At 67.2% G+C, this 26,871-nt stretch carries 23 protein-coding genes and 1 riboswitch; of the genes, 12 read left to right on the top strand and 11 right to left on the bottom strand.

Annotation, left to right across the window (positions count from 1 at the left end):
* Positions 1-117: 117 nt before the first annotated feature.
* Together JF52_RS0101900 and JF52_RS0101895 are read right to left on the bottom strand one after the other, a co-directional pair.
* Complete coding sequence (locus JF52_RS0101900; RefSeq protein ID WP_033106184.1) at positions 118-696, bottom strand: 1-acyl-sn-glycerol-3-phosphate acyltransferase; 579 nt, start codon at positions 694-696, stop codon at positions 118-120.
* Between the two features lie 15 nt (positions 697-711).
* Positions 712-1,239 (bottom strand): DUF6328 family protein, encoded by a 528-nt coding sequence (locus JF52_RS0101895; RefSeq protein WP_033104817.1) that lies wholly within the window; start codon positions 1,237-1,239, stop codon positions 712-714.
* Positions 1,240-1,332: 93 nt separating this feature from the next.
* On the opposite strand from JF52_RS0101895, the gene JF52_RS17910 reads away from it, so the two are divergent.
* Positions 1,333-1,461, top strand: a complete 129-nt coding sequence (locus JF52_RS17910; protein ID WP_268746239.1) for a hypothetical protein — start codon at positions 1,333-1,335, stop codon at positions 1,459-1,461.
* 17 nt (positions 1,462-1,478) lie between these two features.
* Here the strand turns inward: JF52_RS17910 and JF52_RS0101890 are convergent, their stop codons facing one another.
* Positions 1,479-2,888, bottom strand: a complete 1,410-nt coding sequence (locus tag JF52_RS0101890; protein WP_084595753.1) for an MDR family MFS transporter — start codon at positions 2,886-2,888, stop codon at positions 1,479-1,481.
* Between the two features lie 220 nt (positions 2,889-3,108).
* Here JF52_RS0101890 and JF52_RS0101885 point away from each other — a divergent pair, with 220 nt between their 5' ends.
* Positions 3,109-5,163 carry an ABC transporter ATP-binding protein gene (locus JF52_RS0101885; protein WP_033104815.1) on the top strand — a complete coding sequence of 685 codons (2,055 nt, stop codon included), beginning with the start codon at positions 3,109-3,111 and terminating at the stop codon, positions 5,161-5,163.
* A 124-nt stretch (positions 5,164-5,287) separates the two neighbouring features.
* Here JF52_RS0101885 and JF52_RS0101880 read toward each other — a convergent pair whose 3' ends face one another.
* From JF52_RS0101880 to JF52_RS0101855, 6 genes are all read right to left on the bottom strand, one after another.
* Positions 5,288-6,229 (bottom strand): glycosyltransferase family 2 protein, encoded by a 942-nt coding sequence (locus JF52_RS0101880; RefSeq protein ID WP_033104814.1) that lies wholly within the window; start codon positions 6,227-6,229, stop codon positions 5,288-5,290.
* 177 nt (positions 6,230-6,406) lie between these two features.
* Positions 6,407-7,537, bottom strand: coding sequence for a cysteine desulfurase family protein (locus tag JF52_RS0101875; RefSeq protein ID WP_033104813.1), 1,131 nt, complete (start codon positions 7,535-7,537; stop codon positions 6,407-6,409).
* A gap of 16 nt (positions 7,538-7,553) precedes the next feature.
* On the bottom strand, positions 7,554-8,405 hold the full coding sequence (nadC, locus tag JF52_RS0101870) for a carboxylating nicotinate-nucleotide diphosphorylase (protein ID WP_033104812.1): 852 nt from the start codon (positions 8,403-8,405) through the stop codon (positions 7,554-7,556).
* Positions 8,405-10,006, bottom strand: coding sequence for an L-aspartate oxidase (gene nadB, locus JF52_RS0101865; RefSeq protein WP_033104811.1), 1,602 nt, complete (start codon positions 10,004-10,006; stop codon positions 8,405-8,407). The genes nadC and nadB overlap by 1 nt, the downstream gene beginning before the upstream one ends.
* On the bottom strand, positions 10,003-11,328 hold the full coding sequence (gene nadA / locus JF52_RS0101860; RefSeq protein ID WP_033104810.1) for a quinolinate synthase NadA: 1,326 nt from the start codon (positions 11,326-11,328) through the stop codon (positions 10,003-10,005). Before nadA ends, nadB begins: the two co-directional genes overlap by 4 nt.
* Complete coding sequence (locus JF52_RS0101855; RefSeq protein WP_052166681.1) at positions 11,325-12,065, bottom strand: NUDIX hydrolase; 741 nt, start codon at positions 12,063-12,065, stop codon at positions 11,325-11,327. The genes nadA and JF52_RS0101855 overlap by 4 nt, the downstream gene beginning before the upstream one ends.
* A 123-nt stretch (positions 12,066-12,188) precedes the next feature.
* Positions 12,189-12,284: riboswitch (glycine riboswitch) on the top strand.
* Between the two features lie 233 nt (positions 12,285-12,517).
* On the opposite strand from JF52_RS0101855, the gene JF52_RS0101850 reads away from it, so the two are divergent.
* The 9 genes from JF52_RS0101850 to JF52_RS0101810 all read left to right on the top strand — a co-directional run bounded on the left by JF52_RS0101850 (position 12,518) and on the right by JF52_RS0101810 (position 23,308).
* Positions 12,518-13,702, top strand: coding sequence for a glycine cleavage system aminomethyltransferase GcvT (locus JF52_RS0101850; protein ID WP_033104809.1), 1,185 nt, complete (start codon positions 12,518-12,520; stop codon positions 13,700-13,702).
* The gene (gcvH, locus tag JF52_RS0101845; protein ID WP_033104808.1) at positions 13,699-14,094 is read left to right on the top strand and encodes a glycine cleavage system protein GcvH; all 396 of its coding nucleotides are present in this window, start codon (positions 13,699-13,701) and stop codon (positions 14,092-14,094) included. Before JF52_RS0101850 ends, gcvH begins: the two co-directional genes overlap by 4 nt.
* 62 nt (positions 14,095-14,156) lie before the next feature.
* Positions 14,157-17,057, top strand: a complete 2,901-nt coding sequence (gene gcvP / locus JF52_RS0101840) for an aminomethyl-transferring glycine dehydrogenase (RefSeq protein ID WP_052166897.1) — start codon at positions 14,157-14,159, stop codon at positions 17,055-17,057.
* Positions 17,058-17,200: 143 nt separating this feature from the next.
* Positions 17,201-18,832: a peptide ABC transporter substrate-binding protein gene (locus JF52_RS0101835; RefSeq protein WP_052166680.1), complete on the top strand. Its 1,632-nt coding sequence runs from the start codon at positions 17,201-17,203 to the stop codon at positions 18,830-18,832.
* 81 nt (positions 18,833-18,913) lie between these two features.
* Positions 18,914-19,846: an ABC transporter permease gene (locus JF52_RS0101830; protein ID WP_033104807.1), complete on the top strand. Its 933-nt coding sequence runs from the start codon at positions 18,914-18,916 to the stop codon at positions 19,844-19,846.
* Positions 19,833-20,777: an ABC transporter permease gene (locus JF52_RS0101825; RefSeq protein ID WP_033104806.1), complete on the top strand. Its 945-nt coding sequence runs from the start codon at positions 19,833-19,835 to the stop codon at positions 20,775-20,777. The genes JF52_RS0101830 and JF52_RS0101825 overlap by 14 nt, the downstream gene beginning before the upstream one ends.
* The gene (locus JF52_RS0101820; protein WP_033104805.1) at positions 20,774-22,420 is read left to right on the top strand and encodes a dipeptide ABC transporter ATP-binding protein; all 1,647 of its coding nucleotides are present in this window, start codon (positions 20,774-20,776) and stop codon (positions 22,418-22,420) included. Before JF52_RS0101825 ends, JF52_RS0101820 begins: the two co-directional genes overlap by 4 nt.
* Complete coding sequence (locus tag JF52_RS0101815) at positions 22,420-22,977, top strand: hypothetical protein (protein WP_052166679.1); 558 nt, start codon at positions 22,420-22,422, stop codon at positions 22,975-22,977. Before JF52_RS0101820 ends, JF52_RS0101815 begins: the two co-directional genes overlap by 1 nt.
* A gap of 22 nt (positions 22,978-22,999) precedes the next feature.
* Positions 23,000-23,308 (top strand): TFIIB-type zinc ribbon-containing protein, encoded by a 309-nt coding sequence (locus tag JF52_RS0101810; protein ID WP_033104804.1) that lies wholly within the window; start codon positions 23,000-23,002, stop codon positions 23,306-23,308.
* 2 nt (positions 23,309-23,310) lie between these two features.
* On the opposite strand, the gene JF52_RS0101805 is transcribed toward JF52_RS0101810, so the two are convergent.
* Positions 23,311-24,117 (bottom strand): CPBP family intramembrane glutamic endopeptidase, encoded by an 807-nt coding sequence (locus JF52_RS0101805; protein WP_033104803.1) that lies wholly within the window; start codon positions 24,115-24,117, stop codon positions 23,311-23,313.
* Between the two features lie 111 nt (positions 24,118-24,228).
* Here JF52_RS0101805 and typA point away from each other — a divergent pair, with 111 nt between their 5' ends.
* Positions 24,229-26,142: a translational GTPase TypA gene (typA, locus tag JF52_RS0101800; protein ID WP_033104802.1), complete on the top strand. Its 1,914-nt coding sequence runs from the start codon at positions 24,229-24,231 to the stop codon at positions 26,140-26,142.
* A 133-nt stretch (positions 26,143-26,275) separates the two neighbouring features.
* Here typA and JF52_RS0101795 read toward each other — a convergent pair whose 3' ends face one another.
* Positions 26,276-26,824 carry a helix-turn-helix domain-containing protein gene (locus JF52_RS0101795; RefSeq protein ID WP_033104801.1) on the bottom strand — a complete coding sequence of 183 codons (549 nt, stop codon included), beginning with the start codon at positions 26,822-26,824 and terminating at the stop codon, positions 26,276-26,278.
* Positions 26,825-26,871 lie beyond the last annotated feature (47 nt).

Genomic DNA, 26,871 nt, shown 5'->3' with positions numbered 1-26,871 from the left:
AGAACATGTCCGGGCCACGATTCCGCACATCGGGGGAGAGGATCAACCTGCGCCCGGGTATTCGGAGGTTCCTCACATCTTCGCGCGATGCCACCGATACCCTGGGCGATCGCGACCCTAGTCGTCGGAGCCGCGCTCTTCCCGCAACCGCGGCTCGGTGCGCCTGTTCGGCCGGGCGCCGGCCTTGTCGGCGTAGAACGCTCGGATGCGGTCCATGTCGGCGGCGACGTCTCCGGTCAGCTCGAACGTCGGTCCGAGACCGGTCGTCATGGTTGTGCGATCGACGTAGCCGAGAGTCACCGGCATGCCGGTCTCCGTGGCGATCCGGTAGAAGCCCGACTTCCAGTATTCGTTGCCGCCGCGCGTGCCGTCCGGCGTGACGACGAGTGCGAACACCTCACCGGAATGCACCTGTGCGATCACATCCTTGACGACCCGGCTCGGGTCGTCCCGATCCACCGGCACGCCGCCGATGCGACGCATGATCGGTCCGCGCCAACCGGCGAACAGGCTCTTCTTGCCGAGCCAGTGCACGTCGATGCCGAGCTGCCAGGCGATCGCCAGCATGAACACGAAGTCCCAGTTCGAAGTGTGCGGCGCCCCGATGAGGATCGTCGGTCGGGCCGGCACCTCGTCGCCCTTGAGCGTCCAACGACTGAGCGTCCAGAATGCACGCGCGAGGATTCGTTTCACCACATAACCGTAGGCCATTCACCTTCTGTCGATGAGTCGCGGCAGGAGCACCCAGAGCGCCAGGACCACCACAGCGGCCACGATCAGTACGACGGTCGCCGTCGTCCGATCCACAGTGAAGTCGACGATGAGCGTCGTGACACCGACACTCAACAGGCCGATCACGACCAGATCGGCCTGCACCATGCGCGAGGCGAACCTGACGAGGTCGGGCTTGCGGTGCCGGCCGAACAGCGACCGATGCATCCCCACCGGTGCCAGCGCGAGCACGGTCGCAAGGGCCGCCAGGCCGACGAGCACGATGTAGAGCGTGCGCTGCAGGTCGTCGAGCTCGGTGAATCGCGGCTGGAACGCCACCGCGAGCAGAAAACCGGAAAGCACCTGCGTGCCGGTCTGCATCACGCGCAGTTCCTGCATGAGCTCTTCCCAATTGCGATCCGCGCGTTCATCGCGCGTCTCGTCGCGTCCGTCACGCTTCGCGCCGGCACGCCCATCGGTTTCCGCGTCGAGCCGCGCGTCCTTGCTCGCGTCAGGGGAGTCGTTCATACTCCGAGTTTTGGGCACGACTGTCGAACTGTCCAGAGCCGCGCCCGATGCGAGCCTGACGCCGCAGTCCGTGCTCGGGCGTAGCATGGAACAATGACCATTCGTGAGACCTCGGAATCGACCGCTGCGGTCGACGTCCCTGTCATCCCCGCAGGCTTGAATCTGCTGGGTGACGACAACGCCGGCAGCTGCTGCGGCGGTTCCTGCTCCCTGCCCGGGTAGGGCATCTCCGCCGGCGGTCAGTGACCGCTGTGGAACTCCCCGCCCACGTCATCCGCCGGCTTGCGGATGAACGCGCTCAAGGCCACTGATCCCAGCGAGATGATGGCCGCGATCAGGAATGCCATGCGCGCTCCCGGAGCGCCGGCGACCGCCGTCGACAGTCCTTCGCTCTCGCCGGCGTGCAGGATCGACGAGTAGGTGACCGTCAGTACAGCGACGCCGGCCGCACCGGCGACCTGCTGGATCGTGTTGAGCACGGCGGAACCGTGCGAGTACAGGTGACGCTGCAGCGATCCGAGCGATGCGGAGAACAGCGGTGTGAACGACATCGCGAGACCCACCGACATGAAGGTCTGCGAGATCACGAGCATCCACCACTGCGTGTGCTCGCCGACCGTGGAGTAGAAGAACAGCGCTGCCGACACCATGATCGTGCCGGGGATGAGCAGCGTGCGGGTGCCACGGGCGTCGTAGATGCGACCCATGATCGGGCCGAGGAGTCCCATCAGGATCGACCCGGGAAGCAGGATCAGGCCGGACTGCAGCGCATCGAGTCCCGCGACGTTCTGCAGGTACTGCGGCAGCAGCGTGAGCGTTCCGAACATCGACAGGGCGAGGATGCCCATGACGATGACGGCGATCGTGTAGTTGCCGGAGCGGAACACGCGCAGGTCGAGCAGCGCGTCGTCGACGCGCTGCAGCACGAGCTGCCGCCACACGAACAGTGCGAGCGACACACCGCCGACAACCAGTGAGACGACGCCGATCGTCGTGCCGTTCGACTCGCCTGCGCCGCCGAACTGGCTGAGACCGTACACGACGCCGCCGAAGCCGAAGGCGGAGAGGACGATCGACAGTACGTCGACCGGAGCGTTCTTCGTCTCGCCGAGGTTCGTCATCCACTTCGCGCCCATGGCGAGGGAGACGAGGGCGATCGGCAGGACGATCGCGAACAGCCAGCGCCAGCTCAGCGTCTCGAGCACGGCACCCGCGAGTGTCGGACCGATCGCCGGAGCGAGCGAGATGACGAGGCCGACACGACCCATCATCCGGCCGCGGGACTGCGGCGGGACAACATTCATCATCGTGGTCATCAGCAGCGGCATCATGATGCCGGTACCGCCGGCCTGGATCACGCGTCCGACCAGCAGCACCTCGAAGCCTGGTGCGATGAGGGCCACGATCGTGCCGAGGGAGAACGCCGACATCGCGGCGATGAAGACCTGGCGCGTGGTGAAGCGCTGAAGCAGGAAACCGGTCGTGGGGATCACGATCGCCATCGTGAGCATGAACGCGCTGGTGAGCCACTGGCCGAGTTCCGGTGGGATGCCCAGGTCGGCGTTCAGATGGGGGATCGCTATCCCCATCGTCGTCTCGTTCAGGATCGCGACGAAGGCTGCCACGAGCAGCAGCCAGATGACTCGCATGTCGGATGGTGCGATGGTCGGTTCCGTCTTGACGGCGGGTACCGAACCGGTGGATGTGGTGGCCAAAGCGTCTCCTCAGTGGATGGGGGTGGCGGAAGGCCGACGACGGAGCCGAAGAAGCGGAACCCACTCGTTGACAACGAATCATGGTAACGCAGTCCTGCCTGCGGGCATTCCCTCTCCGGCGAGATTTTCTCGGGGCTAGGCTGACCGGATGAGCATGGGCGGCGGGCGCGGTGGTGGAGGTGGAGGTGGCTTCCGCGGTGTCGACGAGGCGGCGCAGAAGCGGTTGAACGCCGAGGCGCCGCGGATCTCCGGACTCGGACAGCGGGTCGTGGGTTTGTTCCGTCCTTATCTCGGCCGCATCATCCTCACCGGCATCCTCGTGGTGGTCGGGGCCGGCATCGCGGTCATCCCGCCGCTGATCGTCCAGCGCATATTCGACGACGCGCTCTTCCCGGTCGACGGCGGCAGTCCCGAGATCGCACTGCTCATCCGTCTCGTGCTGATCATGGTCGGGCTCTTCCTGCTCTCCGCCGTGCTCGGCGTCGGCCAGACCTGGTTGACCTCGACGGTGGGCAACAGCGTCACGGGTGATCTGCGCGTTCGGCTGTTCGAACACCTTCAGGCGATGGAACTCGGCTTCTTCACGCGCACCAAGACCGGTGTCATCCAGTCGCGACTGCAGAACGATGTCGGCGGTGTCTCCGGCGTGCTCACGAACACGGTCACCAGCATCCTGGGCAATGTCGTGACGGTGATCGCGTCGCTGGTGGCGATGATCCTGATCGACTGGCGCCTCACCCTCATCGCTGTCGTGCTGATGCCGTTCCTGATCATCGTGCAGCGCCGTGTCGGTCAGGTCCGCGCGCGTATCGCGGGGGAGACGCAGGAATCGCTCTCGGAGTTGACGTCCATCACTCAGGAGACCCTGAGCGTCTCGGGCATGCTGCTGTCGAAGTCGTTCAACCGCCAGCGGGCCGAATCGCAGCGGTATCAGGGCGAGAATCGCAATCAGGTGAAGCTGCAGGTCCGCCGGGCGATGAGCGGCCAGGGCTTCTTCGCCGTCGTCCAGGTGCTGATGGCGTCGGTTCCCGCCGTCATCTACCTCGTATCGGGCTACCTGATCGCCGGAGGCGCTGGGGCGATCACCGCGGGCACAGTGGTCGCGTTCACCACCGTGCAGGCGCGGCTGCTGCAGCCGCTGATGGGGCTCATGCGGGTATCGCTCGATCTGCAGACCTCGCAGGCGCTGTTCGCGCGCATCTTCGAGTACCTCGATCTGGTGCCGGAGATCGAGGATTCCTCGGATGCGATCCCGGTGGATGCGGCGCCTGGGCCCCTCGGTCGGGTCGAGTTCGACGAGGTCGTGTTCAGGTATCCGGATGCTGCGCCCGACGCCCGTCCGACTCTGCAGGGCGTCTCGTTCGTGGCGGAGCCGGGCCAGCATATCGCTTTCGTCGGGCCGTCCGGGGCGGGCAAGACGACGATCCTGTACCTCGCTCCGCGGTTGTACGAGGCGCACGGGGGAGCGGTGCTGTTCGCCGGAGCCGATGTGCGCACGCTCACGCAGGAGTCGATCATCGACAACGTCGGCATCGTCTCGCAGGAGACCTATCTGTTCCACGCGACGATCCGCGAGAACCTCATGTACGCCAGGCCGGATGCCACCGAGAACGAGGTCATCGCGGCCTGCACGGCGGCGAACATCCACCACATCATCGCCGGGTTCGAGCACGGCTACGACACGATCGTCGGGGAGCGCGGCTACCGGCTCTCCGGCGGCGAGAAGCAGCGCATCGCGATCGCCAGGGTGCTGCTGAAGGACCCGCCGGTGCTGCTCCTCGACGAGGCGACCTCAGCACTCGACACGGTGTCCGAGCGCGTCGTGCAGGAGGCCCTTGACGAGGCCGCCCGCGGCAGGACGACGATCTCCATCGCGCATCGTCTCTCGACCGTCATGGGCGCCGATGTCATCCACGTGCTTGAGGCGGGGCAGATCGTGGAGTCCGGTACGCACGGGGAACTGCTCGCTCAGGGCGGGCTCTATGCAGAGCTCGCCGCGCAGCAGGTCGCAGCATCCCGTGTGCTCGAGACGGAGACCGTCGTGGAGAACGTGATCGGTGGCGGCGTGGCGGCCGCTTTCGCGAACCGGCGCGCGGATCGGGCGCCGGATGACTCCGCAGGCGCGGATGCCGTGGACGCGCTCACGTCGCCGGTGCCGCTGCTCGACGGCGCAGGCACTGATCAGCGCGTGTATCCGGCCGAGGGGTAGCGGCGCGCTCAGTGCGCAGACATGCCGCCGTCGACGAAGGCACGATGCGCTCGCCGCCTCGGGCGACGATGACGAACAAGGAATCCAGGTCGGCGTTCATCGGTGCTCGGTGACGACGTGTGCGTCACCAGGACAGCGCTGTGGCAAGGTCGGGGTCGGGATGTGCGGCGGCGAACTCAGGAAGCGCGCGGAGTTCATCGAGGAACGCCGTGACCTCGGCTGCATAGGCGGGATCGGGGTGGGCGGCGGCGATCTCCTGGAGCGGCGCCATATCCATCGCGAGGATCAGGTCGAGGCGCGCGATCACCGCGGCGTGAGCCCCGGCGTCCCGCAGCACGCGGATGCCGCCGCGGAGAGCCGCGAGGTAGTCGCGCAGCACGGGCAGCTGGTCCCTGGTCTGGGTGATCGAGGTTCCGTCGGGTCGCACGCGCCAGTGCACGACGACATCGGGGATGACGTCGAAGGAACGAGCGCGGGCATACATCTGCTGGGCGACGATCTGATCCTCGTAGGCAACGCCTTCGGGGAATCGCAGATCGCGCGAGAAGTCGGTGCGACTGATCTTCGACCAAGCGACGATGTTCGCCGACGCCGCGGGGTGATCGAAGATGTTCGTGCGGCGGCGTGCGGGGTCGGTAGCCGCGGATGTCCAGGGCTGCACGCGTCCGGGGATGTATCCGTCACCGTGGGGGCGTGTGCGCACGTAGGCGCCGGCGATGAAGTCACTGCCCGTCTCGGCGAGAGTGCTCGTGAGGCGCTCAAGGGCGGTCGGGGTGAGTTCGTCGTCGCCATCGAGGAAGCCGAGGTATTCGGTGTCGACGAGTTCGAGCCCGACGTTCCTGGCGGCGCCCAACCCGCGGGATGCCTCGTGGCGCAGGTATGTGAATCGAGAGTCGGATGCCGCGGCATCCGCGAATACGTCGCCGGTGGCGTCTTTCGAACCGTCGTCGATGAGGATGGCCCGCCAACGCGGCTCGGTCTGCACGAGCAGCGAGGCGATCGCGGCGGGGGCGAATGACTCGACGTCCCGACCGGGGACGATCAGCGTCACGATCGGGTCTGGCACGTCTCGAGTCTATGGCCGAGGGACCGCAGAAGCCGCGGGTACAGCGCTTTCGGGTCGTTGAGCGAGCGGAGCGAGACGAAACGGGTTGAGCGAGCAGCGCTTTCGGGTCGTTGAGCGAGCGGAGCGAGACGAAACGGGTTGAGCGAGCAGCGCGAGTCGAAGCCGCGCCACCGGACGTCAGACGGCCGACACCGCCGCAGCGACGAGCGCCGCGAGCTGCTCCGGCGCGTCATCCGGCAGGGAGTCTCGCCCGAACGTGAACCGCACCGAGGTCTGCGCGACCTCGGGCGCCACACCGCAGGCGAGAAGCACATGCGAAGGCTCATCGCTCCCCGCGGCGCACGCCGAACCGCTGGACGAGATCACGCCGCGCCGCTCCAACTCCAACAGCACCGCCTCGCCGCTCGTACCGGCGAAGGTGAAGCTCGCGGCGCCTGACAGCCGGTTCTCGCGGTCCCCGGTCAGCGCGGCCTGCGGTACCGCGGCGAGTACCCCGCCGATGAACCGCTGCGTCTGCGCGCCGACACGAGCGGCGACCGATTCGCGTTCCGCCTCGGCCAGCTCGAGTGCCACGGCCAAGGCGACTGCTCCTGCGACATTCTCGGTTCCCGAGCGCCGCCCGCGCTCCTGCCCGCCGCCGTGCAGCAGCGGCTCCAGCGGAACGCGTCCGCGCACGGCCAGAGCACCGATGCCCTTCGGGGCGCCGAGCTTGTGCCCGGCGATCGAGATCGCATCCGCTCCGAGGCCGGTGACCGGCAGCCACCCGGCCGACTGCACGGCATCGAGGTGCAGCGGCACCCCGGCGGCTGCGGTCAGCGTCGCGATGGCTGCGGCATCCTGCACCGTGCCGATCTCGTTGTTCGCGTGCCCGAGTGAGACCAGCGCGGTGTCGTCGCGGAGAGCCTCGGCCACGGCATCCGGCGTCACACGCCCAGCGGACGTGACAGCCACGTGCGTCACTTCGACGTCGTGGAACCGACCCAGGAAGTCCGCGGACTCGAGTATCGACTCGTGCTCGATCGGTGTGGTGACGAGGTGGCGCCGACCGCGGGAGAGCGCGGCGAGCACGATGCCCTTCACCGCGAGGTTGTTCGCCTCGGTTCCGCCGGCGGTGAAGATCACATCGCCCGTCCGCATGCCCAGTACGCGGGCGACCCGCGCCCTCGCGTCGTCCAGCGCGCTCGCCGCGGCTTCGCCCGCCGTATGGTGACTCGACGGATTGCCGAAGACCCCCGTCAGGTACGGGTGCATGGCGTCGAGCACCTCCGGACGAACCGGAGATGTGGCGGCGTGGTCGAGATAGAGCATCAGTCGAGGTCCTGCATCAGGCGATCCGCACATCCAGCCCGAGATCGAGAGCCCGTGCGGAGTGGGTCAGCGCGCCGACGGAGATGACGTCGACGCCCGTCTCGGCGATGGCCCGGACGGTGTCGAGATCCACGCCGCCGGATGCCTCGACCGTGGCACGATCACCGATCAGGGCGACGCCTGAGCGCAGGTCGTCGAGCGAGAAGTTGTCGAGCAGCACGGTGTGGGCGCCGCCGGAGAGCACGGCCTCGATCTGGTCGAGCCGGTCGACCTCGACGACGACGTGCGCTGTGTGCGGCAGGCGCGACAGGGCTGCGCGCAGCGCCGTTGCGAGATCGGCTCCTGATCGCTGCAGCACGGCCAGATGGTTGTCCTTGGCCATCACGGCATCCGACAGCGAGTAGCGGTGATTGCTGCCGCCGCCGGACACGACCGCGTGCCGCTCGAAGGCGCGCAGCCCCGGCGTCGTCTTGCGGGTGTCGGCGATGCGTGCAGCTGTTCCCTCGACGGCCTTCACATACTGGGCGGTCAACGTCGCGATGCCGCTCATCCGCTGCGTGAAGTTGAGCGCCACGCGCTCGGCGGTGAGGACGCTGCGCGCCGAGCCTGACACGGTCGCGAGCACGTCACCGGGCGCGAACTCGTCTCCCTCGCCGACGTGCAGGTCGATCGTGAGGGTCGGATCGGTCAACGTGAATGCCGCCGTGAACACGTCGCCGCCGCTGAAGATGCCGTGCTCGCGGGCCGTGAGGTCGGCGGTCGCGGTGGCATCGGCCGGCAGCAGCGTCGTGCTGGTGAGGTCGCCCCACGGGGCATCCTCTTCGAGGGCGGCCCCGACGATGCGGGTGAGGGTGGCTGCGGTGAGCATCAGGCTCCGATCAGGGCAGGTTCGTGGTCGATATGGTGCGCGCCGACGGATTCGGTGCGGGCGAGAGCGGCGGATGCCGTGGCCTCCGCGAGCAGCAGGAGATTGGCGTCTTCGTGCTCTGCGAGGGTGGTTGGGGCAGGGGCAATGGCGCGCCAGGCGCGGAGCGTGCCGAGGGCTTCGGTCAGACCTTCGTAGGTGCGCAGGAGCCCGGCGTGATCCCACATGAGTTGCTGGAGCTGCTTGCGTCGTTTCGTCTCGCCTTCGGCTCGCTCAACGCGTTTCGTCTCGCTGCGCTCGCTCAACGACCCGCAGGGTGCGTGCTCGCTCAACGACCCTTGGGGGTTCTGTTGCGGGTCGTTGAGCGAGCGAGGCGCAGCCGAGCGAGACGAAACGCGTTGAGCGAGCGGAGCGAGTCGAAGCCTGGCAGAGACGACAGAACCGGCAGCCCCCACCGCAGCCGCAGCCGCGCGAGCGCCGAACACGGCCCCCTCTAGCAGCGAGTTCGACGCGAGGCGGTTCGCACCGTGCACCCCGGTGCGTGCGACCTCGCCGACCGCGAACAGCCCGGGTAGGGAAGTGCGGCCGTCGAGGTCGGTGACGATGCCGCCCATCAGGTAGTGCGCGGCCGGCGTCACCGGGATCGGCCCGCGCGCCCAGTCGAATCCTCGCTCGCGGGTGACCCGGTCGATGGTGGGGAACCGCTCGGCCAGGCGTACAGCACCGAGCATCGTCGCATCGAGCAGCACCGGACCCTGCTGCATGACGGCCTGCCTCGCGATCGCGCGCGACACGACGTCGCGAGGAGCGAGTTCACCGTCGGGGTGCGCGTCGAACACGAATCGCCGGCCCTCGTCGTCGAGCAGCGTCGCCCCTTCGCCGCGCACGGCTTCGGAGATGAGGAACGCCGGCCCCGCCGCGAGCACAGTCGGATGGAACTGCATGAACTCCAGGTCCGCCACCTCGGCGCCCGCGCGCAGCGCGGCGGCGATCCCGTCGCCGGTCGCACCGATCGGGTTCGTCGTGCGGGCGTACAGCTGCCCGGCGCCGCCGGTCGCGAGGATCACGGCATCCGATTCGATATCGACGAGAGCGTCGTGGCGCAGCATCCGGATGCCGCGGACCGCGCCGTCGTCGACAAGGAGGTCGACCAGGAAGGCGTGCTCGACGATGTCGACCGCACCCCGTCGCACCTGATCGATCAACGCACGGGAGATCTCTGTGCCGGTCGCATCGCCGCCCGCATGCACGATGCGCGCGTGGCTGTGGGCGGCCTCACGGCCGAGCTGCAGGGTGTCGTCGGGGGCACGGTCGAACGCGACGCCGCGTGCGATCAGCTCGGCGATGCGGGCCGCACCATCGCCCACCAGCACGTTGACAGCGTCGACGTGTGACAGCCCAGCGCCCGCGCTGAGAGTGTCGGCGGCGTGCACCGCGGGGGAGTCACCCGCGCCGTAGACACCGGCCACGCCGCCCTGCGCCAGCGGCGTGCATCCGTCGCCGAGCGCTCCTTTGGTCACGAGCGTCACCGCATGCCCCGCCTCGGATGCGTGCAGCGCTCCCGTGAGGCCGGCGATGCCGGAGCCGACGACGATGATGTTCATGCGCGCGGCTTCGCTGCCAGCATCCGCTCCAGCGCGACGCGTGCGGGAGTCGCCACGCCGGCCGCCACGGAGATCTGATTCACGACGCGTCCGGCGACGAGTTCCTCGAGCACCCAGGCGAGATAGCCCGGGTGGATACGGTACATCGTCGAACAGGGGCAGACGACGGGATCCAGGCAGAAGATCTCGTGCTGCGGATACTGGGCGGCGAGCCGCCTGACCAGGTTGATCTCGGTGCCGATCGCGAACGTCGTCGGCTCGGTGGCGGCGTCGATCGCGCGGCGGATGTAGTCGGTGGAACCGGCCTCATCCGCGGCGTCGACGACCTCCATCGGGCATTCGGGGTGCACGATCACCCGCACGCCGGGGTGCTCTGCGCGTGCCTGCTCGATCTGCCCGACGGTGAACCGGCGGTGCACCGAGCAGAATCCGTGCCACAGGATGACGCGCGAGTCGACGAGCTGCTCTGCGGAGGACCCGCCGAGCGGCCGACGAGGGTTCCACATCGGCATCTGCTCGAGCGCGACGCCCATGGCCTTGGCGGTGTTGCGGCCGAGGTGCTGGTCGGGGAAGAAGAGCACGCGGTGTCCGCGCTCGAACGCCCACTCGAGCACCGTCTCGGCGTTCGACGACGTGCAGACGATCCCGCCGTGGCGTCCGACGAAGCCCTTGATCGCGGCGGAGGAGTTCATGTACGTCACCGGGATCACCGGCACGCGCCCGCTGTCATCGGCGACGTCGAGCGGCCCGAGCACGTCGGCGAGCTGCTCCCAGCAGTCCTCGACCTGGTCGATGTCGGCCATGTCGGCCATCGAGCATCCGGCGGCGAGGTTCGGGAGGATCACCGACTGCTCCGGACGGGAGAGCAGGTCAGCGGTCTCGGCCATGAAGTGCACGCCGCAGAACACGATCGCCTCGGCCTCCGGGCGATCGAGCGCGGCGTTCGCGAGCTGGAAGGAGTCGCCCACGTAGTCGGCGTGCTGCACGACCTCTTCGCGCTGATAGAAGTGTCCGAGCACGACGACGCGGTCACCGAGCGTCGCCTTCGCGGCGCGGATGCGCGCATCCAGGTCGGCCTCGTCCGCCTCGCGGTACTCGACCGGCAGCTCGCCCTGACGCGGGGAGCCGGTGGGGATGACATCGCCCATCGAGGATCCAGGGCCGTAGCCCGGCCGACTGTCGAATGTCCACGGCCCCTCGGCGAGGTCGGTGCTGCAGGTGGCATCGGTCGAGGCGCCGCCGACGATCGCCCGGATGGCATGATCGACGGAGGGGTCGGTGTTGCCGGGGTCGGTGAGTTCGGGGAACGGCAGGAGGGTCATCGGGTCCTCTTCTCCTTGACAGCTTTCTCGGGGGCGAGCGGGCCGCGGTCGGCCAGCTCGACGGCATCGTCGTATCGGTACAGGCGGGCAGGCCGGTGGCTGCCAGTGCGGAACTCATCGGTCGGCAGCAGGGCGGCTGAGGTCTCGACCTGGCGGCGGAAGTTCGCCGGATCCAGGCGTCTGCCGAGGATCGCCTCATAGGCCTCCCGCAGGTCGGCGAGTGTGAACGTCGGGGGCAGGAACCCGTGCGCGACCCTGCTGTAGCCGACCTTGTTGCGCAGCCGCCAGAGGGCGTAGTCGATGATCTGGTTGTGGTCGAACGCCAGCGAGGGGAGCCCGCCGGCGTCGAACCACTCCACATTCTCGGGCGCTAGACCGGATGCCACGTGCGCGGCGCTCTGCGCGTCGACCTCGTCCGAGCGGAGCAGCGCCCAGTACACGATCGAGACGACGCGGCTCGGTGAGCGATCCACGGCGCCGAAGGCATAGAGCTGCTCCAGGTAGCTGGGGGAGAGGCCCGTGGTCTCGTGCAGGGTGCGCGCCGCCGCATCCTCAAGGCTCTCGTCCGGCTCGAGCCAGCCACCCGGCAGCGCCCAATCGCCCTGGTGGGGATCGCGCGTGCGCAGCACCAGCGGCAGCGCGAGCGACGGCTGATCGGGGCCGGGCGCGCGCCGCAGCGTCAGGATCACCGTCGAGACCGCGACGCGGATCTCGGGTTCACTGGTTCTGGTCACCATGACTTTAACCTCCGCGAACGATCTTAGTGTCATGGTGACTTGAAGATCAACATCATGACGCTCATGTGACGGCGGGCGCGGAGCTTGCACGCTAAGCTGTCCCCATAACTGAAGACAGGCCCCACGACCCGTGCGGGAGAGCCCCGGTGATCATGGCCGGGCACCGAAGGAGCAAGCCTCCCCGCCAATCTCTCAGGTACCGCGTACCGCGCCGGTCAGGCCACTCTGAAAAGCGAAATCGAGCGAAGCAAGATTTCGGGTTGAGCGAGGCGCCCCGGCGCCGAGTCGAAACCTGGCGAGACAAGCTCCGCGAGTCTCACGTTTGATTTCCGCCGACGGTGAAAGCCCTGCGCCACGCGCACGGGCGAAACTCTCAGGCCCATGACAGAGGGGGAGTTCTCGGATACCGTGCATTCCGTACGGCATCCTTCCGATCCATCCGGGAGAACTCCATGACCGAGGCCCGCTTCACCCCGCTGCGCGAGCGACACGAGTCGCTCGGTGCGTCGTTCACCGACTTCGGCGGCTGGCAGATGCCGGTGCGCTACACCTCCGACCTCGCCGAGCATCACGCCGTGCGCCAGGCCGCTGGACTCTTCGACATCTCGCACATGGCGGAGTTCCTCGTGGCCGGCGATTTCGCCGCCGAGTTCCTTGACTACTCGCTCGCAGGGCGCCTGTCCACGATGGCGATCGGCAAGGCGAAGTACTCGCTCGTGCTCGCCGAGGACGGCGGCATCATCGATGACGTCATCGTGTACCGGCTCGCGGATGACCGATTCCTGGTGATCGCGAACGCCGGCAACCGAGGCTTCGTGGATGCGGCCTTCGCCTCGCGCGTGCGGTCGTTCCCTTCGCGGATCGAGCGGGACCTTCCCCCGCGCGCCGAGGGCGAGGACCGCAGCTTCGCCGGCTTCCTCGGCGACCGCGGCGTCGACGTCGAAGACGTCTCCGACACCTACGCCCTGCTCGCCGTTCAGGGCCCGGCATCCGAGGCGATAGCGGCCGCGACCGCCGGCATCACCGATGTCAGCATCCCGTGGGCGGATCAGAAGTACTACGCGTGGGCCGACGCCTTCTTCCTCGGAGCACCGCTGCTGATCGCACGCACCGGCTACACGGGGGAGGACGGTTTCGAGCTGCTCGTGCGCAGCGAAGACGCCGTCGCGCTCTGGGACGCGGTGCTCGCGGCAGGTGAGACTCACGGCATCGTTCCCGCTGGTCTCGCCGCACGAGACACGCTCCGCCTGGAGGCCGGAATGCCCCTGTACGGGCACGAGCTGTCGCGGGAGATCAAGCCCGCGCAGGCCGGACTCGGCCGGGTCGTCGCATCCGACAAGACCGATTTCATCGGCAAGGATGCCGTGGCGCCCGCCGAGGACGCACCGGTGCTCGTCGGACTCGCAGCCGAGGGCAAGCGTGCCGGACGCGCCGGGTACGCAGTCGTCGCCGGCGACGGCACAGTGCTGGGTGAGATCACCAGCGGTGCGCTCAGCCCGACGCTCGGCCATCCGATCGCGATGGCCTATATCGACCCTGCTTCTGCCGAGACAGGGACCGCCGTATTCCTTGATGTGCGGGGCACGAAGATCCCCGCGACCGTGACCGCACTGCCTTTCTACCGGAGGAAGAAATGACTGATCTGAACGCACTCTCGTACACCGAAGAGCACGAGTGGCTCGACATCGCCCCTTCGACAGGCTCAGGGACCAGCGTCGCGACCATCGGCATCACCGACTTCGCCGCCGAGAAACTCGGTGACGTCGTGTTCGTCGAACTCCCAGAGGCCGGCACGGAGATCGCAGCGGGTACGGTCGTCGGCGAGATCGAATCGACGAAGTCGGTGGGCGAGCTCTACGCTCCCGTCACCGGAACCGTGGTCGAGATCAACGACGCAGTCGTCGATGACCCCTCGCTCGTCAATGCAGCGCCCTTCGAAGGCGGATGGCTCATCAAGATCTCGATCGCCGACGACGCGGCCGACGGCCTTCTCGACCGTGCCGCCTACGTCGCGCTGACGGAGGGTTGATCGAGCTCGTGACCAATTTCGCCGATCGTCACATCGGGACGACAGTCGAGACCCAGCGCATCATGCTGGACGCCCTCGGCGTCGACACCTCCGACCCCTCCACCTCGCTCGAGGCGCTGATGCGCGGCGCTGTGCCGGCATCGATCTACACCGACGCTTCGACAGGCTCAGCGACCGGGGATGGTGTCATCCCGCCCGCCGCCTCCGAGGCCGAGGCGCTCGCCGAGTTGCGCGCGTTCGCCTCGCGCAACCGGGTGAACCGTTCGATGATCGGACTCGGCTACTACGGCACGCTGACCCCCAGCGTGATCCAGCGCAACGTTCTGGAGAATCCGTCCTGGTACACGGCGTACACGCCGTACCAGCCGGAGATCTCGCAGGGTCGCCTGGAGGCGCTGATCAACTTCCAGACGATGGTCGCCGACCTCACCGGCCTGTCGACGGCGAACGCCTCGATGCTGGATGAGTCCACGGCCGTGGCCGAGGGGATGCTGCTGGCCAGGCGAGCCTCGAAGGCGAAGACGAACGTGTTCGTGGTGGATGCCGGTGCGTTCCCGCAGACCAAGGCGCTACTCTCCACCCGTGCGGCAGCGCTCGACATCGAACTCGTCGAACGCGATCTCGCCGGAGGCGAGGCTCTGCCCGATGAGCTCTTCGGCGTGTTCGTGCAGTACCCCGCGGCATCCGGTCTCGTCTGGGATCCGAGTGCCGTGATCGACGCCGCGCACGTCGCGGGCGGCCTCGCGGTCGTCGCGGCCGATCTGCTCGCCCTCACCCTGATCAGCTCGCCCGGATCGCTCGGCGCCGACGTCGCGGTCGGCACCACCCAGCGCTTCGGTGTGCCGATGGGCTTCGGCGGTCCGCACGCCGGCTACATGGCCGTGCGTCAGGGACTCGAGCGACAGCTGCCAGGGCGCCTCGTCGGTGTATCGGTGGATGCCGACGGCAAGCCCGCGTACCGGCTGTCCCTGCAGACGCGGGAGCAGCACATCCGCCGCGAGAAGGCCACGAGCAACATCTGCACGGCACAGGTGCTGCTCGCCGTCATGGCGGCGATGTATGCGGTCTACCACGGGCCTGACGGACTGCGCGGGATCGCGACGGGCGTCGCGTCCAAGGCCGCTGCTCTGGGCGATCGACTGGCCGAAGCCGGCACCGAGGTCGTGCACGAGGCGTTCTTCGACACACTCACGGTGCACGCGGCCGGTGCCGCAGCGCTGGTCGGGCGTGCGCACGACGAGCTCGGCATCCTGCTCCGCCTCGTGGACGACGACACGATCGCGATCTCGGTGGACGAGACGACCACGCGTGCTGAACTGGATGCCGTCGCTTCGCTCTTCGGCGCGAAGTCGTCCGCCTTCGGCTCGCTGCCGCGGGCGAGCCTTCGCGGGTCGTTGAGCGAGCGGAGCGAGACGAAACGGGCTGAGCGAGCGCAGCGAGTCGAAGCCACTGCACTCCCGACCTCGCTGACCCGCCAGGACGAATACCTCACCCACCCCGTCTTCCACGTGCATCACAGCGAGACGGCGATGATGCGGTACCTGAAGAGCCTGGCCGATCGCGACTACGCGCTCGATCGCGGCATGATCCCGCTGGGTTCGTGCACCATGAAGCTCAACGCGGCGACCGAGATGGCATCGATCACATGGCCGGAGTTCGCCGGGATCCACCCGTTCGCCCCGGCATCCGACGTCGAGGGCTACCTCGAGATGATCGACCAGCTCGAGAGCTGGCTCGCAGAGGTCACCGGATACGACGCCGTCTCGCTGCAGCCGAACGCCGGCTCGCAGGGCGAGCTCGCCGGACTCCTCGCGATCCGCGGTTACCACCTCGCGAACGGCGACACGCACCGCACGGTGTGCCTGATCCCGTCGTCGGCGCACGGTACGAACGCGGCATCCGCGGTGCTCGCCGGCATGAAGGTCGTCGTCGTCGCGTGCGACGAGCTGGGCAACGTCGATCTCGACGATCTGCGCGCGAAGATCGCGTCGAACGCCGAAGAGATCGCTGCGCTCATGATCACGTACCCCTCGACGCACGGCGTGTACGAGCACGACGTCGTGGAGATCACCTCCGCGGTGCACGACGCCGGCGGCCAGGTTTACGTCGACGGCGCGAACCTCAACGCACTGCTCGGCTACGCTCGTTTCGGTGATCTCGGCGGCGACGTCTCGCACCTGAACCTGCACAAGACGTTCGCGATCCCGCACGGCGGCGGCGGCCCCGGAATCGGTCCGGTGGCGGCGAAAGCGCACCTGGCGCCGCACCTGCCCTCTCACCCCCTCGCGCAGCGTGCGACGCACTCTGGCGGCTACGAGTTCGCCGGGGGAGCGGTCTCCGCCGCGCCGTATGGATCGGCCGGCATCCTGCCGATCTCGTGGTCGTACGTGCGGATGATGGGAGCCGAAGGACTGCGCGACGCGACTGCAGCAGCCGTCCTGTCGGCGAACTACATCGCCGCGCGCCTGCGCGATCACTTCCCCGTGCTCTACACGGGTGAGGACGACCGGGTGGCGCACGAATGCATCCTCGACCTCCGCCCGCTCAAGGAGGCCACCGGCATCACCGTCGACGATGTCGCAAAGCGTCTCATCGACTACGGCTTCCACGCCCCGACCATGTCGTTCCCCGTACCAGGCACGCTGATGGTCGAGCCGACCGAGTCGGAAGACCTCGGCGAGATCGATCGGTTCATCGAGGCGATGATCATGATCAAGGGCGAGGCGGATGCCGTGGCATCCGGTCGCTGGCCTGCAGACGATAATCCGCTCGTGAACGCACCACACACCGCGGTCTCGCTGATCGCGGGGGAATGGACGCACGCTTACACGCGCGAGGATGCGGCATATCCGGTGCATTCCCTGGTCGCGGGCAAGTACTGGCCACCCGTGCGACGGATCGACCAGGCATACGGCGACCGCAACCTCGTCTGCGCATGCCCGCCGATCGAGGCGTTCGCGTAGCAGAAATCGATGTTTCATGAAGGTCTCCACTCAGTAACGGTTGATTAACACAGGGCCTCAAATCGCGCGCGCGAGGTTAGTCTCAACACATCTGCGACCCGAACACGGGACGCATTTGCACCTGTCCACAGGAGGACATAGACATGAAGCGAAACAAGATCACCCTGGCCGGGGTCGGTCTGCTCTCCGCCAGCGCTCTTGTGCTGGTCGGTTGCGCGGGCTCGAACAACGGCGCCGGCGACGATGGCGAAGACGCCGGGGGCGACGCCACGGCGATCATCACGGTCAACGGCTCCGAGCCGCAGAACCCGCTGATCCCGACCAACACCAACGAGGTCGGGGGCGGCAAGATCCTCGACGCGATGTTCGCAGGACTCATCGGCTACGCGGCTGACGGTTCGGTGTTCAACGACGTCGCCGAGGAGATCACGGTCGATGACCCGCAGAACCTGACGGTCAAGATCCGCGAGGGGCTCACGTTCACCGATGGCGAAGAGGTCACCGCTGACAACTTCATCAAGGCGTGGAACTACGGCGCACTCGCGTCGAACGAGCAGCTCTCCAGCTACTTCTTCGAGGACATCGAGGGCTTCAGCTACGACGCGGACTCCGAGCTGACAGGCCTGGAGCAGGTCGACGATTACACCTTCACGATCGCGCTGAACAAGCCGGCCTCCGACTTCGCACAGCGCCTGGGGTACTCGGCCTACTACCCACTGCCCGACGCGGCCTTCGACGACATCGAGTCGTTCGGCGAGAACCCGATCGGCAACGGCCCGTACATGCTCGAGGGCGAAGGCGCGTGGCAGCATGACGTCGGCATCAACCTCGTGTCCAACCCGGACTACGACGGACCCCGCACCCCGGCCAACGGCGGACTGGACATCAAGTTCTACGCGTCTCAGGATTCCGCATACGCGGACCTGCTCGCCGGTGAGCTCGACGTCCTCGACGCGATCCCGGACTCGGCATTCGAGACCTTCGAGTCCGACTTGGGCGACCGCGCGGTGAACCAGCCGGCAGCGATCTTCCAGTCGTTCACGATCCCGGAGCGCCTCGAGCACTTCGGTGGCGAAGAAGGCGTGCTGCGTCGTCAGGCGATCTCGATGTCGATCAACCGCCAGGAGATCACCGACGTGATCTTCCAGGGCACCCGCACCCCGGCCAGCGACTTCACCTCGCCGGTCATCGACGGCTGGTCCGACTCGCTCACGGGCGCCGAGGTTCTGGCGTACGACCCCGAGAAGGCCAAGGAGCTGTGGGCCGAGGCCGACGCGATCAGCCCGTGGAGCGGTGAGTTCCAGATCGCGTACAACGCGGACGGCGGCCACCAGGCCTGGGTCGACGCGACAGCGAACTCCATCAAGAACACTCTCGGCATCGAGGCATCGGGCGCACCGTACCCGACGTTCGCCGAGCTGCGCGGTGAGGTCACCGAGCGCACCATCCAGACCGCTTTCCGTACCGGATGGCAGGCCGATTACCCCGGTCTGTACAACTTCCTCGGCCCGCTCTACGCGACCAACGCCGGCTCCAACGACGGTGACTACTCGAACCCCGAGTTCGACAAGCTGCTGTCGGAGGGCATCTCGGCCACGGACGCCGAAGAGGCGAACGGCCTGTTCCAGAAGGCGCAGGAAGTGCTTCTGCAGGACCTCCCCGCGACGCCGCTGTGGTACTCGAACGTGGTCGGCGGCTACGGCGAGACCGTGGACAACGTTGAGTTCGGCTGGAACTCGGTGCCGCTCTACGAGCAGATCACCAAGGTCAGCTGACACCGACACACGACGAGGCGGTGGTGAACACGACCATCGCCTCGTCGTACGTGCGTCCGCGCACTCGAAGGGAGGTCGAGGGTGGCTCTTTACATCCTCAAACGGATCCTGCAGGCGATTCCGGTGTTCTTCGGCGCCACCCTGCTGATCTACTTCATGGTCTTCGCGATGCCCGGCGATCCCATCGCCGCGCTGTTCGGAGACCGTCAGCCGAACCCGGCTCTGCTTGAGAGGCTGCGCGCGCAGTACCATCTCGATCAGCCGTTCATCGTGCAGTACTTCTACTACATCGCCGGCATCTTCCGGCTCGACTTCGGCATCAGCTTCTCCGGCCAGCCGGTGATCGACATCCTCGCAAGGACGTTCCCGGTCACGCTGCGTCTCGCGGTGATGGCGGTCGTGATCGCATTCGTCCTGGCCATCGTGATCGGGCTGTTCTCCGCGCTCGGCAAGGGCGGCATCTTCGACAACTCGATGCTGGTGGTCGCGCTCGTCTTCGTGGCCGTGCCGATCTTCGTGCTGGCCTTTCTCGCACAGTACTTCCTCGCCGTACAGCTCGGCTGGTTCAGACCCACAGTCGGGGCACGCAACGACTGGGGTGATCTGTGGCTGCCGGCCATCGTGCTCGGATTGAGTGTGTACGCGACGAGCATGCGCCTCACCAGGACGTCGACGATCGAGACCCTCAACCAGGACTGGGTGCGCACCGCGTACAGCAAGGGTCTGTCGCGAGGACGCGTGATCCCGGTGCACGTGCTGCGCAACTCACTGATCCCCATGGTCACCGACCTCGGCACCGTGTTCGGCATCCTGATGGTCGGCGCCACCGTGACGGAGGGCATCTTCAACGTCCCCGGTGTGGGCAACACCCTGTATCAGGCGATCATCCGCGGCGAGAATCCGACGGTCGTGTCGTTCGTCACGGTGTTCGTCGTCGTCTATGTGCTCATCAATATCGTCGTGGACCTCGTCTACGGCCTGCTCGATCCGAGGATCCGCTATGTCCCGTCCTGACGCGCACGCAGAGCACTTCGTCGCTCCCGTCGACACGACGTCGGTCCCAGTCGACGTCGTCCGTATCAGCGCCAAGCGCAGCAACCTCTGGATCGATGCGTGGCGAGACCTGCGCAGGCGCCCCCTGTTCTGGATCTCCTCCGCATTCGTGCTGCTCGTGGTCATCGTCTCGCTCTGGCCAGGACTCTTCACGAGCGTGGCGCCGAACAACGGCTGTTCGCTCGCGAGCAGTAACGGCGGTCCAGAAGAAGGACATCCCTTCGGATTCACACGTCAGGGCTGCGATGTGTACTCGCGAATCATCTGGGGCACGCGTACGTCTGTCATCGTGGGCGTTCTGGCGACTCTCATCAGCACGATCGTCGGAATGGCGATGGGGGCCTTCGCCGGCTTCTACGGCGGATGGCTCGATTCGCTGCTGTCCCGCGTCGGTGACATCTTCTTCACCATCCCGTACATCATCGCCGCGATCGTCGTGATGTCGGTGATGCCGGTGCGAAACGAGATCGTGCTCGCGTTCGCGATCGGCGGCTTCGCGTGGGCATCGACGGCGAGGATCATGCGCGCCGAGGTGCTGCGCGTGAAACAGGCGGACTTCGTGATGGGCGCGGAAGCCGTCGGGCTCTCCCGATTCCGCACGCTCATCTCGCACGTGCTGCCGAACGCGATGGCCCCGGTCATCGTCGTCGCCACGTTGAGCCTCGGTGCGGCGATCGTCGCGGAGGCGACGCTGTCGTTCCTCGGCGTCGGCCTCGGCGGCGGCACCATGTCGTGGGGCAATGACATCAGCCAGGCGCAGACGAGCATCCGCACCGCGCCGATGGCACTGTTCTGGCCGTCGCTCGCGCTGACGCTCACGGTGCTGGCGTTCATCACACTCGGCGAGCTGCTGCGCGACGCCGTCGACCCGAAGGCGAGGGCACAGCGATGAACCAGCCACTGCTCAGCATCCGCGATCTGAAGGTCGCATTCCGCAGCGGCCGGCAGTCCCGAGAGGTGCTGCACGGCGTGAGCTTCGACATCCTCGAGGGCGAGACGCTCGCCATCGTGGGGGAGTCGGGTTCGGGCAAGTCGACCACCGCGGCGGCGATCATCGATCTGCTGCCCGGCACCGGTACGGTGACCAGCGGCAGTATCGTGCTCACGGGCAGGGACCTCACGAAGGCGAGTCGTGGGGAGATGGAGCGGATCCGCGGTCGCGAGATCGGCTACGTGCCGCAGGACCCGATGTCGAACCTCAACCCCGTCTGGTCGATCGGATTCCAGGTCAAGGAGGCGGTCCGCGCCAACGGTCTGGCGCAAGGTCGACGAGAGGTGCACGACCGTGCCGTGGAGGTGCTGGTCCAAGCCGGCCTCAGCGACGCGGCCCGCCGCATGCACCAGTTCCCGCATCAGTTCTCCGGGGGAATGCGCCAGCGCGCGCTCATCGGAATCGGCTTGGCGGCCGACCCGAAGCTGCTGATCGCCGACGAGCCCACCAGCGCGCTCGACGTCACGGTGCAGCGCGTGATCCTGGATCACCTCGCCTCGCTCACCAGTGATCGGGGCACCTCGGTGCTGCTGATCACGCACGATCTCGGTCTTGCCGCAGAGCGTGCTGACCGCATCCTGGTGATGAATCAGGGTGAGATCGTCGAAGCGGGACCCAGCGCCGAGATCCTCACCAACCCGCAGCATCCGTACACCCAGCGCCTCGTCGCCGCGGCTCCGAGCCTTGCCTCGAAGCGCATCGGCACCACCGTGCACGCGAGCGACGAGCCGGCCGGCACGGCGGCTCCCGTGGTCGAGGTGCGCGATCTCGTCAAGGACTACTCGATCCGCACGGGCGGTCTCAAGCACGAACGCTTCCGCGCCGTCGACGAGGTGTCGTTCTCGATTCCTCGCGGCAAGACGCTGGCGCTCGTGGGAGAGTCGGGATCGGGAAAATCCACGGTCGCGAAGATGCTGCTGCAGTTGGAGAAGCCGACTGACGGTGAGATCTTCATCGACGGTGAAGCCACCAGCACGATGTCGCGCGCCGACGTCTTCCGGCTGCGTCGGCGAATGCAGCCGGTGTTCCAGGATCCGTACGGCTCGCTCGACCCGCTGCGCAGCATCGGGAGCCTCATCGCAGAACCCCTGCACGTGCACGGCATCGGCACCAGGGAAGAGCAGCATCAGCGTTCGCTCGAACTGCTGGAGCAGGTCGCTCTGCCGCAGGAGCTCGCGTGGCGCTACCCGAATGAGCTGTCCGGAGGTCAGCGGCAGCGCGTGGCGATCGCACGTGCGATCGCACTGAAGCCTGACATCGTCGTGTTGGACGAAGCAGTCTCCGCCCTGGACGTGCTGGTGCAGGACCAGATCCTGAATCTGCTCTCCGACCTCCAGCGCGATCTCGGGTTGACATATCTGTTCATCACGCACGACCTCGCGGTGGTCCGGGTCGCGGCGGATCTCGTATGCGTCATGGAGAAGGGCCGCATCGTCGAGCAGGGGAGGGTCGACGACATCTTCAGCAACCCGCAGCAGGAGTACACCCGCCGGCTGCTGGAGGCCATCCCCGGTGCTTCGCTGCCGCTGGGTGGCGTCGGCTGATGTCGGCGGCCAGGCCGCCGCGGGTCTTTCGGGTCACCGGTGCCGTCTGGCTGTTCGGCATCACCGCGGTGATCGCCGCAGCGCTGCTGGTCGAGGCGACCGTCCGATCCGGCATCGGTGAAGCACTCCTGCTTGCGCCCTGGCTGCTGCTGCTGCTCTGGGTCATCCACGTCGCGGGGATCGCCTCAGACGTCCGCGCCGACACCACTGGCGTCGGCGTCCAGAACATCGTCAGGCGAACGTGGGTGCCGTGGAGCAGAATGAAACGCGTCGCGATGCGGTGGCAGCTCGAACTGACCCTCGATGACGGTCAGGTCGTGAGGTGCTTCGGCGGGCCGTCGCGCTCACGGCCTCGAAGGCTCGGACCCGGACGAACCCGTGAGGACGCCGACGACGGGGCGCACGACGGTATCGCGAAGCTGCAGCGTCTGCGCCTCGAGGCTGATGTGTCGCCGGAGGCTGTTGTCTTGCGCAGTTGGGACCGGCCGGCGATCATCGCTTTCGCGGTGCTCGCGGTGTGGGCCGTCATCGCGATCGTTGTCACACGGTTCTCATAGCGACATCTGGTTGTGTCGGCTCATGCAATGTCCTACTGATGGTTCCACCCTCGTCATGACCGATCGCAGCGGTATTGAGATCGATTACTGTCCGCAGTGCCGCGGTGTCTGGCTCGACCGTGGTGAGCTCGACAAGATCATCGAGCGCTCAGTCACGCCTCCGCAGCCGCAGTCCTACGCTCCGCCGACGTCGGAGCGCCGAGACCGTGAGCAGCGTAACGCCCCGCCGGCGTACGAGCAGCCGCGCTACGACGGTCATCGCCGCGATGACCGGGATGGTCACGGTCGACCCCGCAAGCGCGAGAGCTGGCTCAGCGACCTGTTCGACTGACTTCAGCCGGGCAGGCCGAACACGGCGGGGAACGTCGCCGCGGCCCACGGGTAGCCGACGAACGCGGCGGCGTTGATCAGGAAATGCGCCACCAGGAACGGCAGCAGCCGACCGGTTCGGGCGAAGAGCCAGCCGAACAGCAGACCCATCGCGAGGTTCCCGATGAACGCTCCCGGCCCTTGGTACAGGTGGTAGCTCGCTCGCAGCACAGAGGTCGCGATGATGATCGGCCAGATGCTCCAGCCCAGCTGCTTCAGGCGGAAGAACAGATACCCGAGCACGACGAACTCCTCCATGAGTGACGCGCGCGCCGCGGAGAGGAGCAGGACGGGCACCGTCCACCAGTAGTTGTCGAGGCTGCCGGCGTTCACGGCGACGAAGAGTCCCAGCATCCGTCCGCCGACGTAGAGCGCAAGTCCCGGGATGCCGATGGCCAGCACGAGCAGGATGCCGCGGCCGATGTCGCGGCCGATCCGTGTGCCATCCAGTCCGAGCCTGCCGAGGTGCGGGCGCGAGGCCTGCCACAGCAGGAAGCAGACCAGCAGCACCGGCACGATCGAGAAGGCGATCCCGAGCACCTGGTAGATGAGATCGAAGATCTCGCGATCGCTGCGCGAGGGGTTGAGCGCCGTGGTCTGATCCGCGAGCGGTGTGGAGTCGGTGAGCCGGTATGCGAGCTGCACGATCGAGTAGACGGCGGATTCGCCGAGGCCGAGCGCGAGGACGATGGCGATCTCCCACCAGATGCGCGCACGCGAAGGTGCAGCGGAGAAGGAATCCGTCGATCCCTGAGCTCGTCGAAGGGTCACAGTCTGATGCTACGGGAGCGTTCGTATGCACGCTCAGAGAGTGATCAGCGATCGTGCGATATCCTGGACCGTCGGCATCCCGGCATTTCCCCTCCCTTTTAGGAAACTTGCATGGCGCACGCCCTTCGCTCTGACCTCCGCAATGTCGCTATCGTCGCGCACGTCGACCACGGCAAGACCACGCTCGTCGACGCCATGCTGCGCCAGACGGGCTCGTTCGGCGAGCACGCGCACGTGGACGAACGCGCCATGGACTCGAACGACCTCGAGCGTGAAAAGGGCATCACGATCCTCGCGAAGAACACCGCGATCACCTACAAGGGTGTGCACGCGAACGGGCAGGACATCACGATCAACGTGATCGACACCCCGGGTCACGCCGATTTCGGCGGCGAGGTCGAGCGCGGCCTTTCCATGGTCGACGGTGTCGTGCTGCTCGTCGACGCCTCCGAGGGTCCGCTGCCGCAGACCCGCTTCGTGCTGCGCAAGGCGCTCGAGGCGAAGCTGCCGGTCATCCTTCTGGTGAACAAGACCGACCGTCCTGACGCTCGCATCGCCGAGGTCGAGGAGGAGGCGCACGACCTGCTGCTGGGGCTCGCCTCGGACATGGTCGATGACGTGCCCGACCTCGATGTCGACGCACTGCTCGACGTGCCGGTCGTCTACGCCTCCGGTCGTGCCGGTGCAGCCTCGCGCAACCGTCCCGAGAACGGCTCGCTCCCGGACAACGACGACCTCGAGCCGCTCTTCGGCGCGATCCTCGAGCACATCCCGGCACCGTCCTACGACGACGAAGCCCCGCTGCAGGCCTGGGTCACGAACCTCGACTCCAGCCCGTTCCTCGGCCGCCTCGCACTGCTTCGCGTCTTCAACGGAACGCTGAAGAAGGGCCAGACCGTCGCCTGGGTCCGTGCAGACGGCACGACCAGCAACGCCCGCATCACCGAGCTGCTCAAGACCCGTGCGCTCGAGCGCTACCCGGCCGAGTCCGCCGCTCCCGGCGACATCGTCGCCATCGCAGGCTTCGAGGACATCACGATCGGTGAGACCATCGCCGACCCCGAAGATGTGCGCCCGCTGCCGCAGATCCACGTCGACGATCCTGCGATCTCGATGACGATCGGTACCAACACCTCGCCGCTGATGGGCAAGGTCAAGGGACACAAGCTCACCGCCCGCATGGTGAAGGACCGCCTCGACCGTGAGCTCATCGGCAACGTCTCGCTCAAGGTCGTCGACATCGGACGCCCCGATGCCTGGGAGGTGCAGGGCCGCGGTGAGCTCGCCCTCGCCATCCTGGTCGAGAACATGCGCCGTGAGGGCTTCGAACTCACGGTCGGCAAGCCGCAGGTGGTCACCAAGAAGGTCGACGGCAAGACGCACGAGCCGTTCGAGCACCTCACGATCGATGCTCCCGAGGAGTACCTCGGCGCGATCACGCAGCTGCTGGCGGCCCGCAAGGGCCGCATGGACAACATGATCAACCACGGCACCGGCTGGGTGCGCATGGAGTTCATCGTGCCCTCGCGCGGTCTGATCGGGTTCCGCACCGAGTTCCTCACCACGACGCGCGGCACGGGAATCGCCAACGCGATCTCGCACGGCTACGACGCCTGGGCAGGACACATCTCCACGCGCCAGAACGGCTCGATCGTCGCCGACCGTCAGGGTGTCGTCACCCCGTTCGCGATGATCGCCCTGCAGGAGCGTATGTCGTTCTTCGTCCAGCCCACGCAGGAGGTCTACGAGGGCATGGTCATCGGCGAGAACTCGCGCGCCGACGACATGGACGTGAACATCACCAAGGAGAAGAAGCTCACCAACATGCGTGCAGCCAGCTCCGACACGTTCGAGTCGATGACGCCTCCGCGCCAGCTGACCCTCGAGGAGAGCCTCGAGTTCGCCCGTGACGACGAATGCGTCGAGGTGACTCCCGAGGTCGTTCGCATCCGCAAGGTCAACCTCGACGCGACCGTGCGCGGTCGTGAGACGTCGCGCCTGAAGCGTCAGGACGCCAACGCGTAACCCTTCGCGCTGACGCCCCCTTCGGCCGCCGACGCCCCCTCTCAGCCACGTCTGACCGAGGGGGCGTCGATGCGCAGAGGGGGCGTCGCCGTAGACAGGCGGGCGCGCGGGATGACGGCGAGACGGATGCTGCTCAGCGGAGCTCCGAGATCAGCACAGCGCTCGTGCCGGGCTCGAGCGCCTCGAACACGTGTGGTGAATCGCCCGCATACGACAGGTAGTCACCCGGGGAGAGATCGACCGGAGCGTCAGCAGGGCCGATCCGGGCAGCACCGGTCATGAGGATGACGTGCTCGGTAGTGCCGTTGTGGTGCGGCATCGAGCGTCGCGGTTCGCCCGGCTCGGCCCGGATCACGTAGAGGTCGCGCCTGGCCCCTGGCGGGCTCGCGGAGAGAAGCGTCGCGCTGTACGGCGCCGCGGCAGACGGCACTGCGTCGAGTTCGTCTGCGCGGATCAGCGTCGGCGCGTGCGCCTGCTGGTCGACGAGGACGGCGAACGGGATGCTGAGCGCATCGCCGAGGGCCCACAGGGTCTCGACGCTGGGGTTGCCTGTGCCGTTCTCCAGCTGCGAGACCGTCGCCTTCGAGATGCCTGCGCGCCGCGCCAGCTCGGAGATGCTGATGCCGGCGGATTCGCGCTCGCGGCGAAGCGCTCGTCCGATGCGCGATCCCAGATCTTCCATGCGTTCAGTATGCCAAACGATCGTTCGCTTTGACTAGCGGGGCCGAA

This window comes from Microbacterium profundi (assembly GCF_000763375.1).
GTDB lineage: Bacteria > Actinomycetota > Actinomycetes > Actinomycetales > Microbacteriaceae > Microbacterium > Microbacterium profundi.
This window is presented reverse-complemented; position numbering and strand designations above follow the sequence as displayed.

What these genes read in the sequence shown, in the direction of transcription:
- JF52_RS0101895 (WP_033104817.1), bottom strand. Translation starts at nt 1,239, where the DNA reads ATGAACGACTCCCCTGACGCGAGCAAGGACGCGCGGCTCGACGCGGAA.
- JF52_RS17910 (WP_268746239.1), top strand. Translation starts at nt 1,333, where the DNA reads ATGACCATTCGTGAGACCTCGGAATCGACCGCTGCGGTCGACGTCCCT.
- JF52_RS0101890 (WP_084595753.1), bottom strand. Translation starts at nt 2,888, where the DNA reads ATGCGAGTCATCTGGCTGCTGCTCGTGGCAGCCTTCGTCGCGATCCTG.
- JF52_RS0101885 (WP_033104815.1), top strand. Translation starts at nt 3,109, where the DNA reads ATGGGCGGCGGGCGCGGTGGTGGAGGTGGAGGTGGCTTCCGCGGTGTC.
- JF52_RS0101875 (WP_033104813.1), bottom strand. Translation starts at nt 7,537, where the DNA reads ATGCTCTATCTCGACCACGCCGCCACATCTCCGGTTCGTCCGGAGGTG.
- nadC (WP_033104812.1), bottom strand. Translation starts at nt 8,405, where the DNA reads ATGCTCACCGCAGCCACCCTCACCCGCATCGTCGGGGCCGCCCTCGAA.
- nadB (WP_033104811.1), bottom strand. Translation starts at nt 10,006, where the DNA reads ATGAACATCATCGTCGTCGGCTCCGGCATCGCCGGCCTCACGGGAGCG.
- nadA (WP_033104810.1), bottom strand. Translation starts at nt 11,328, where the DNA reads ATGACCCTCCTGCCGTTCCCCGAACTCACCGACCCCGGCAACACCGAC.
- JF52_RS0101855 (WP_052166681.1), bottom strand. Translation starts at nt 12,065, where the DNA reads ATGGTGACCAGAACCAGTGAACCCGAGATCCGCGTCGCGGTCTCGACG.
- JF52_RS0101850 (WP_033104809.1), top strand. Translation starts at nt 12,518, where the DNA reads ATGACCGAGGCCCGCTTCACCCCGCTGCGCGAGCGACACGAGTCGCTC.
- gcvH (WP_033104808.1), top strand. Translation starts at nt 13,699, where the DNA reads ATGACTGATCTGAACGCACTCTCGTACACCGAAGAGCACGAGTGGCTC.
- gcvP (WP_052166897.1), top strand. Translation starts at nt 14,157, where the DNA reads ATGCTGGACGCCCTCGGCGTCGACACCTCCGACCCCTCCACCTCGCTC.
- JF52_RS0101835 (WP_052166680.1), top strand. Translation starts at nt 17,201, where the DNA reads ATGAAGCGAAACAAGATCACCCTGGCCGGGGTCGGTCTGCTCTCCGCC.
- JF52_RS0101825 (WP_033104806.1), top strand. Translation starts at nt 19,833, where the DNA reads ATGTCCCGTCCTGACGCGCACGCAGAGCACTTCGTCGCTCCCGTCGAC.
- JF52_RS0101820 (WP_033104805.1), top strand. Translation starts at nt 20,774, where the DNA reads ATGAACCAGCCACTGCTCAGCATCCGCGATCTGAAGGTCGCATTCCGC.
- JF52_RS0101815 (WP_052166679.1), top strand. Translation starts at nt 22,420, where the DNA reads ATGTCGGCGGCCAGGCCGCCGCGGGTCTTTCGGGTCACCGGTGCCGTC.
- JF52_RS0101810 (WP_033104804.1), top strand. Translation starts at nt 23,000, where the DNA reads ATGCAATGTCCTACTGATGGTTCCACCCTCGTCATGACCGATCGCAGC.
- typA (WP_033104802.1), top strand. Translation starts at nt 24,229, where the DNA reads ATGGCGCACGCCCTTCGCTCTGACCTCCGCAATGTCGCTATCGTCGCG.
- JF52_RS0101795 (WP_033104801.1), bottom strand. Translation starts at nt 26,824, where the DNA reads ATGGAAGATCTGGGATCGCGCATCGGACGAGCGCTTCGCCGCGAGCGC.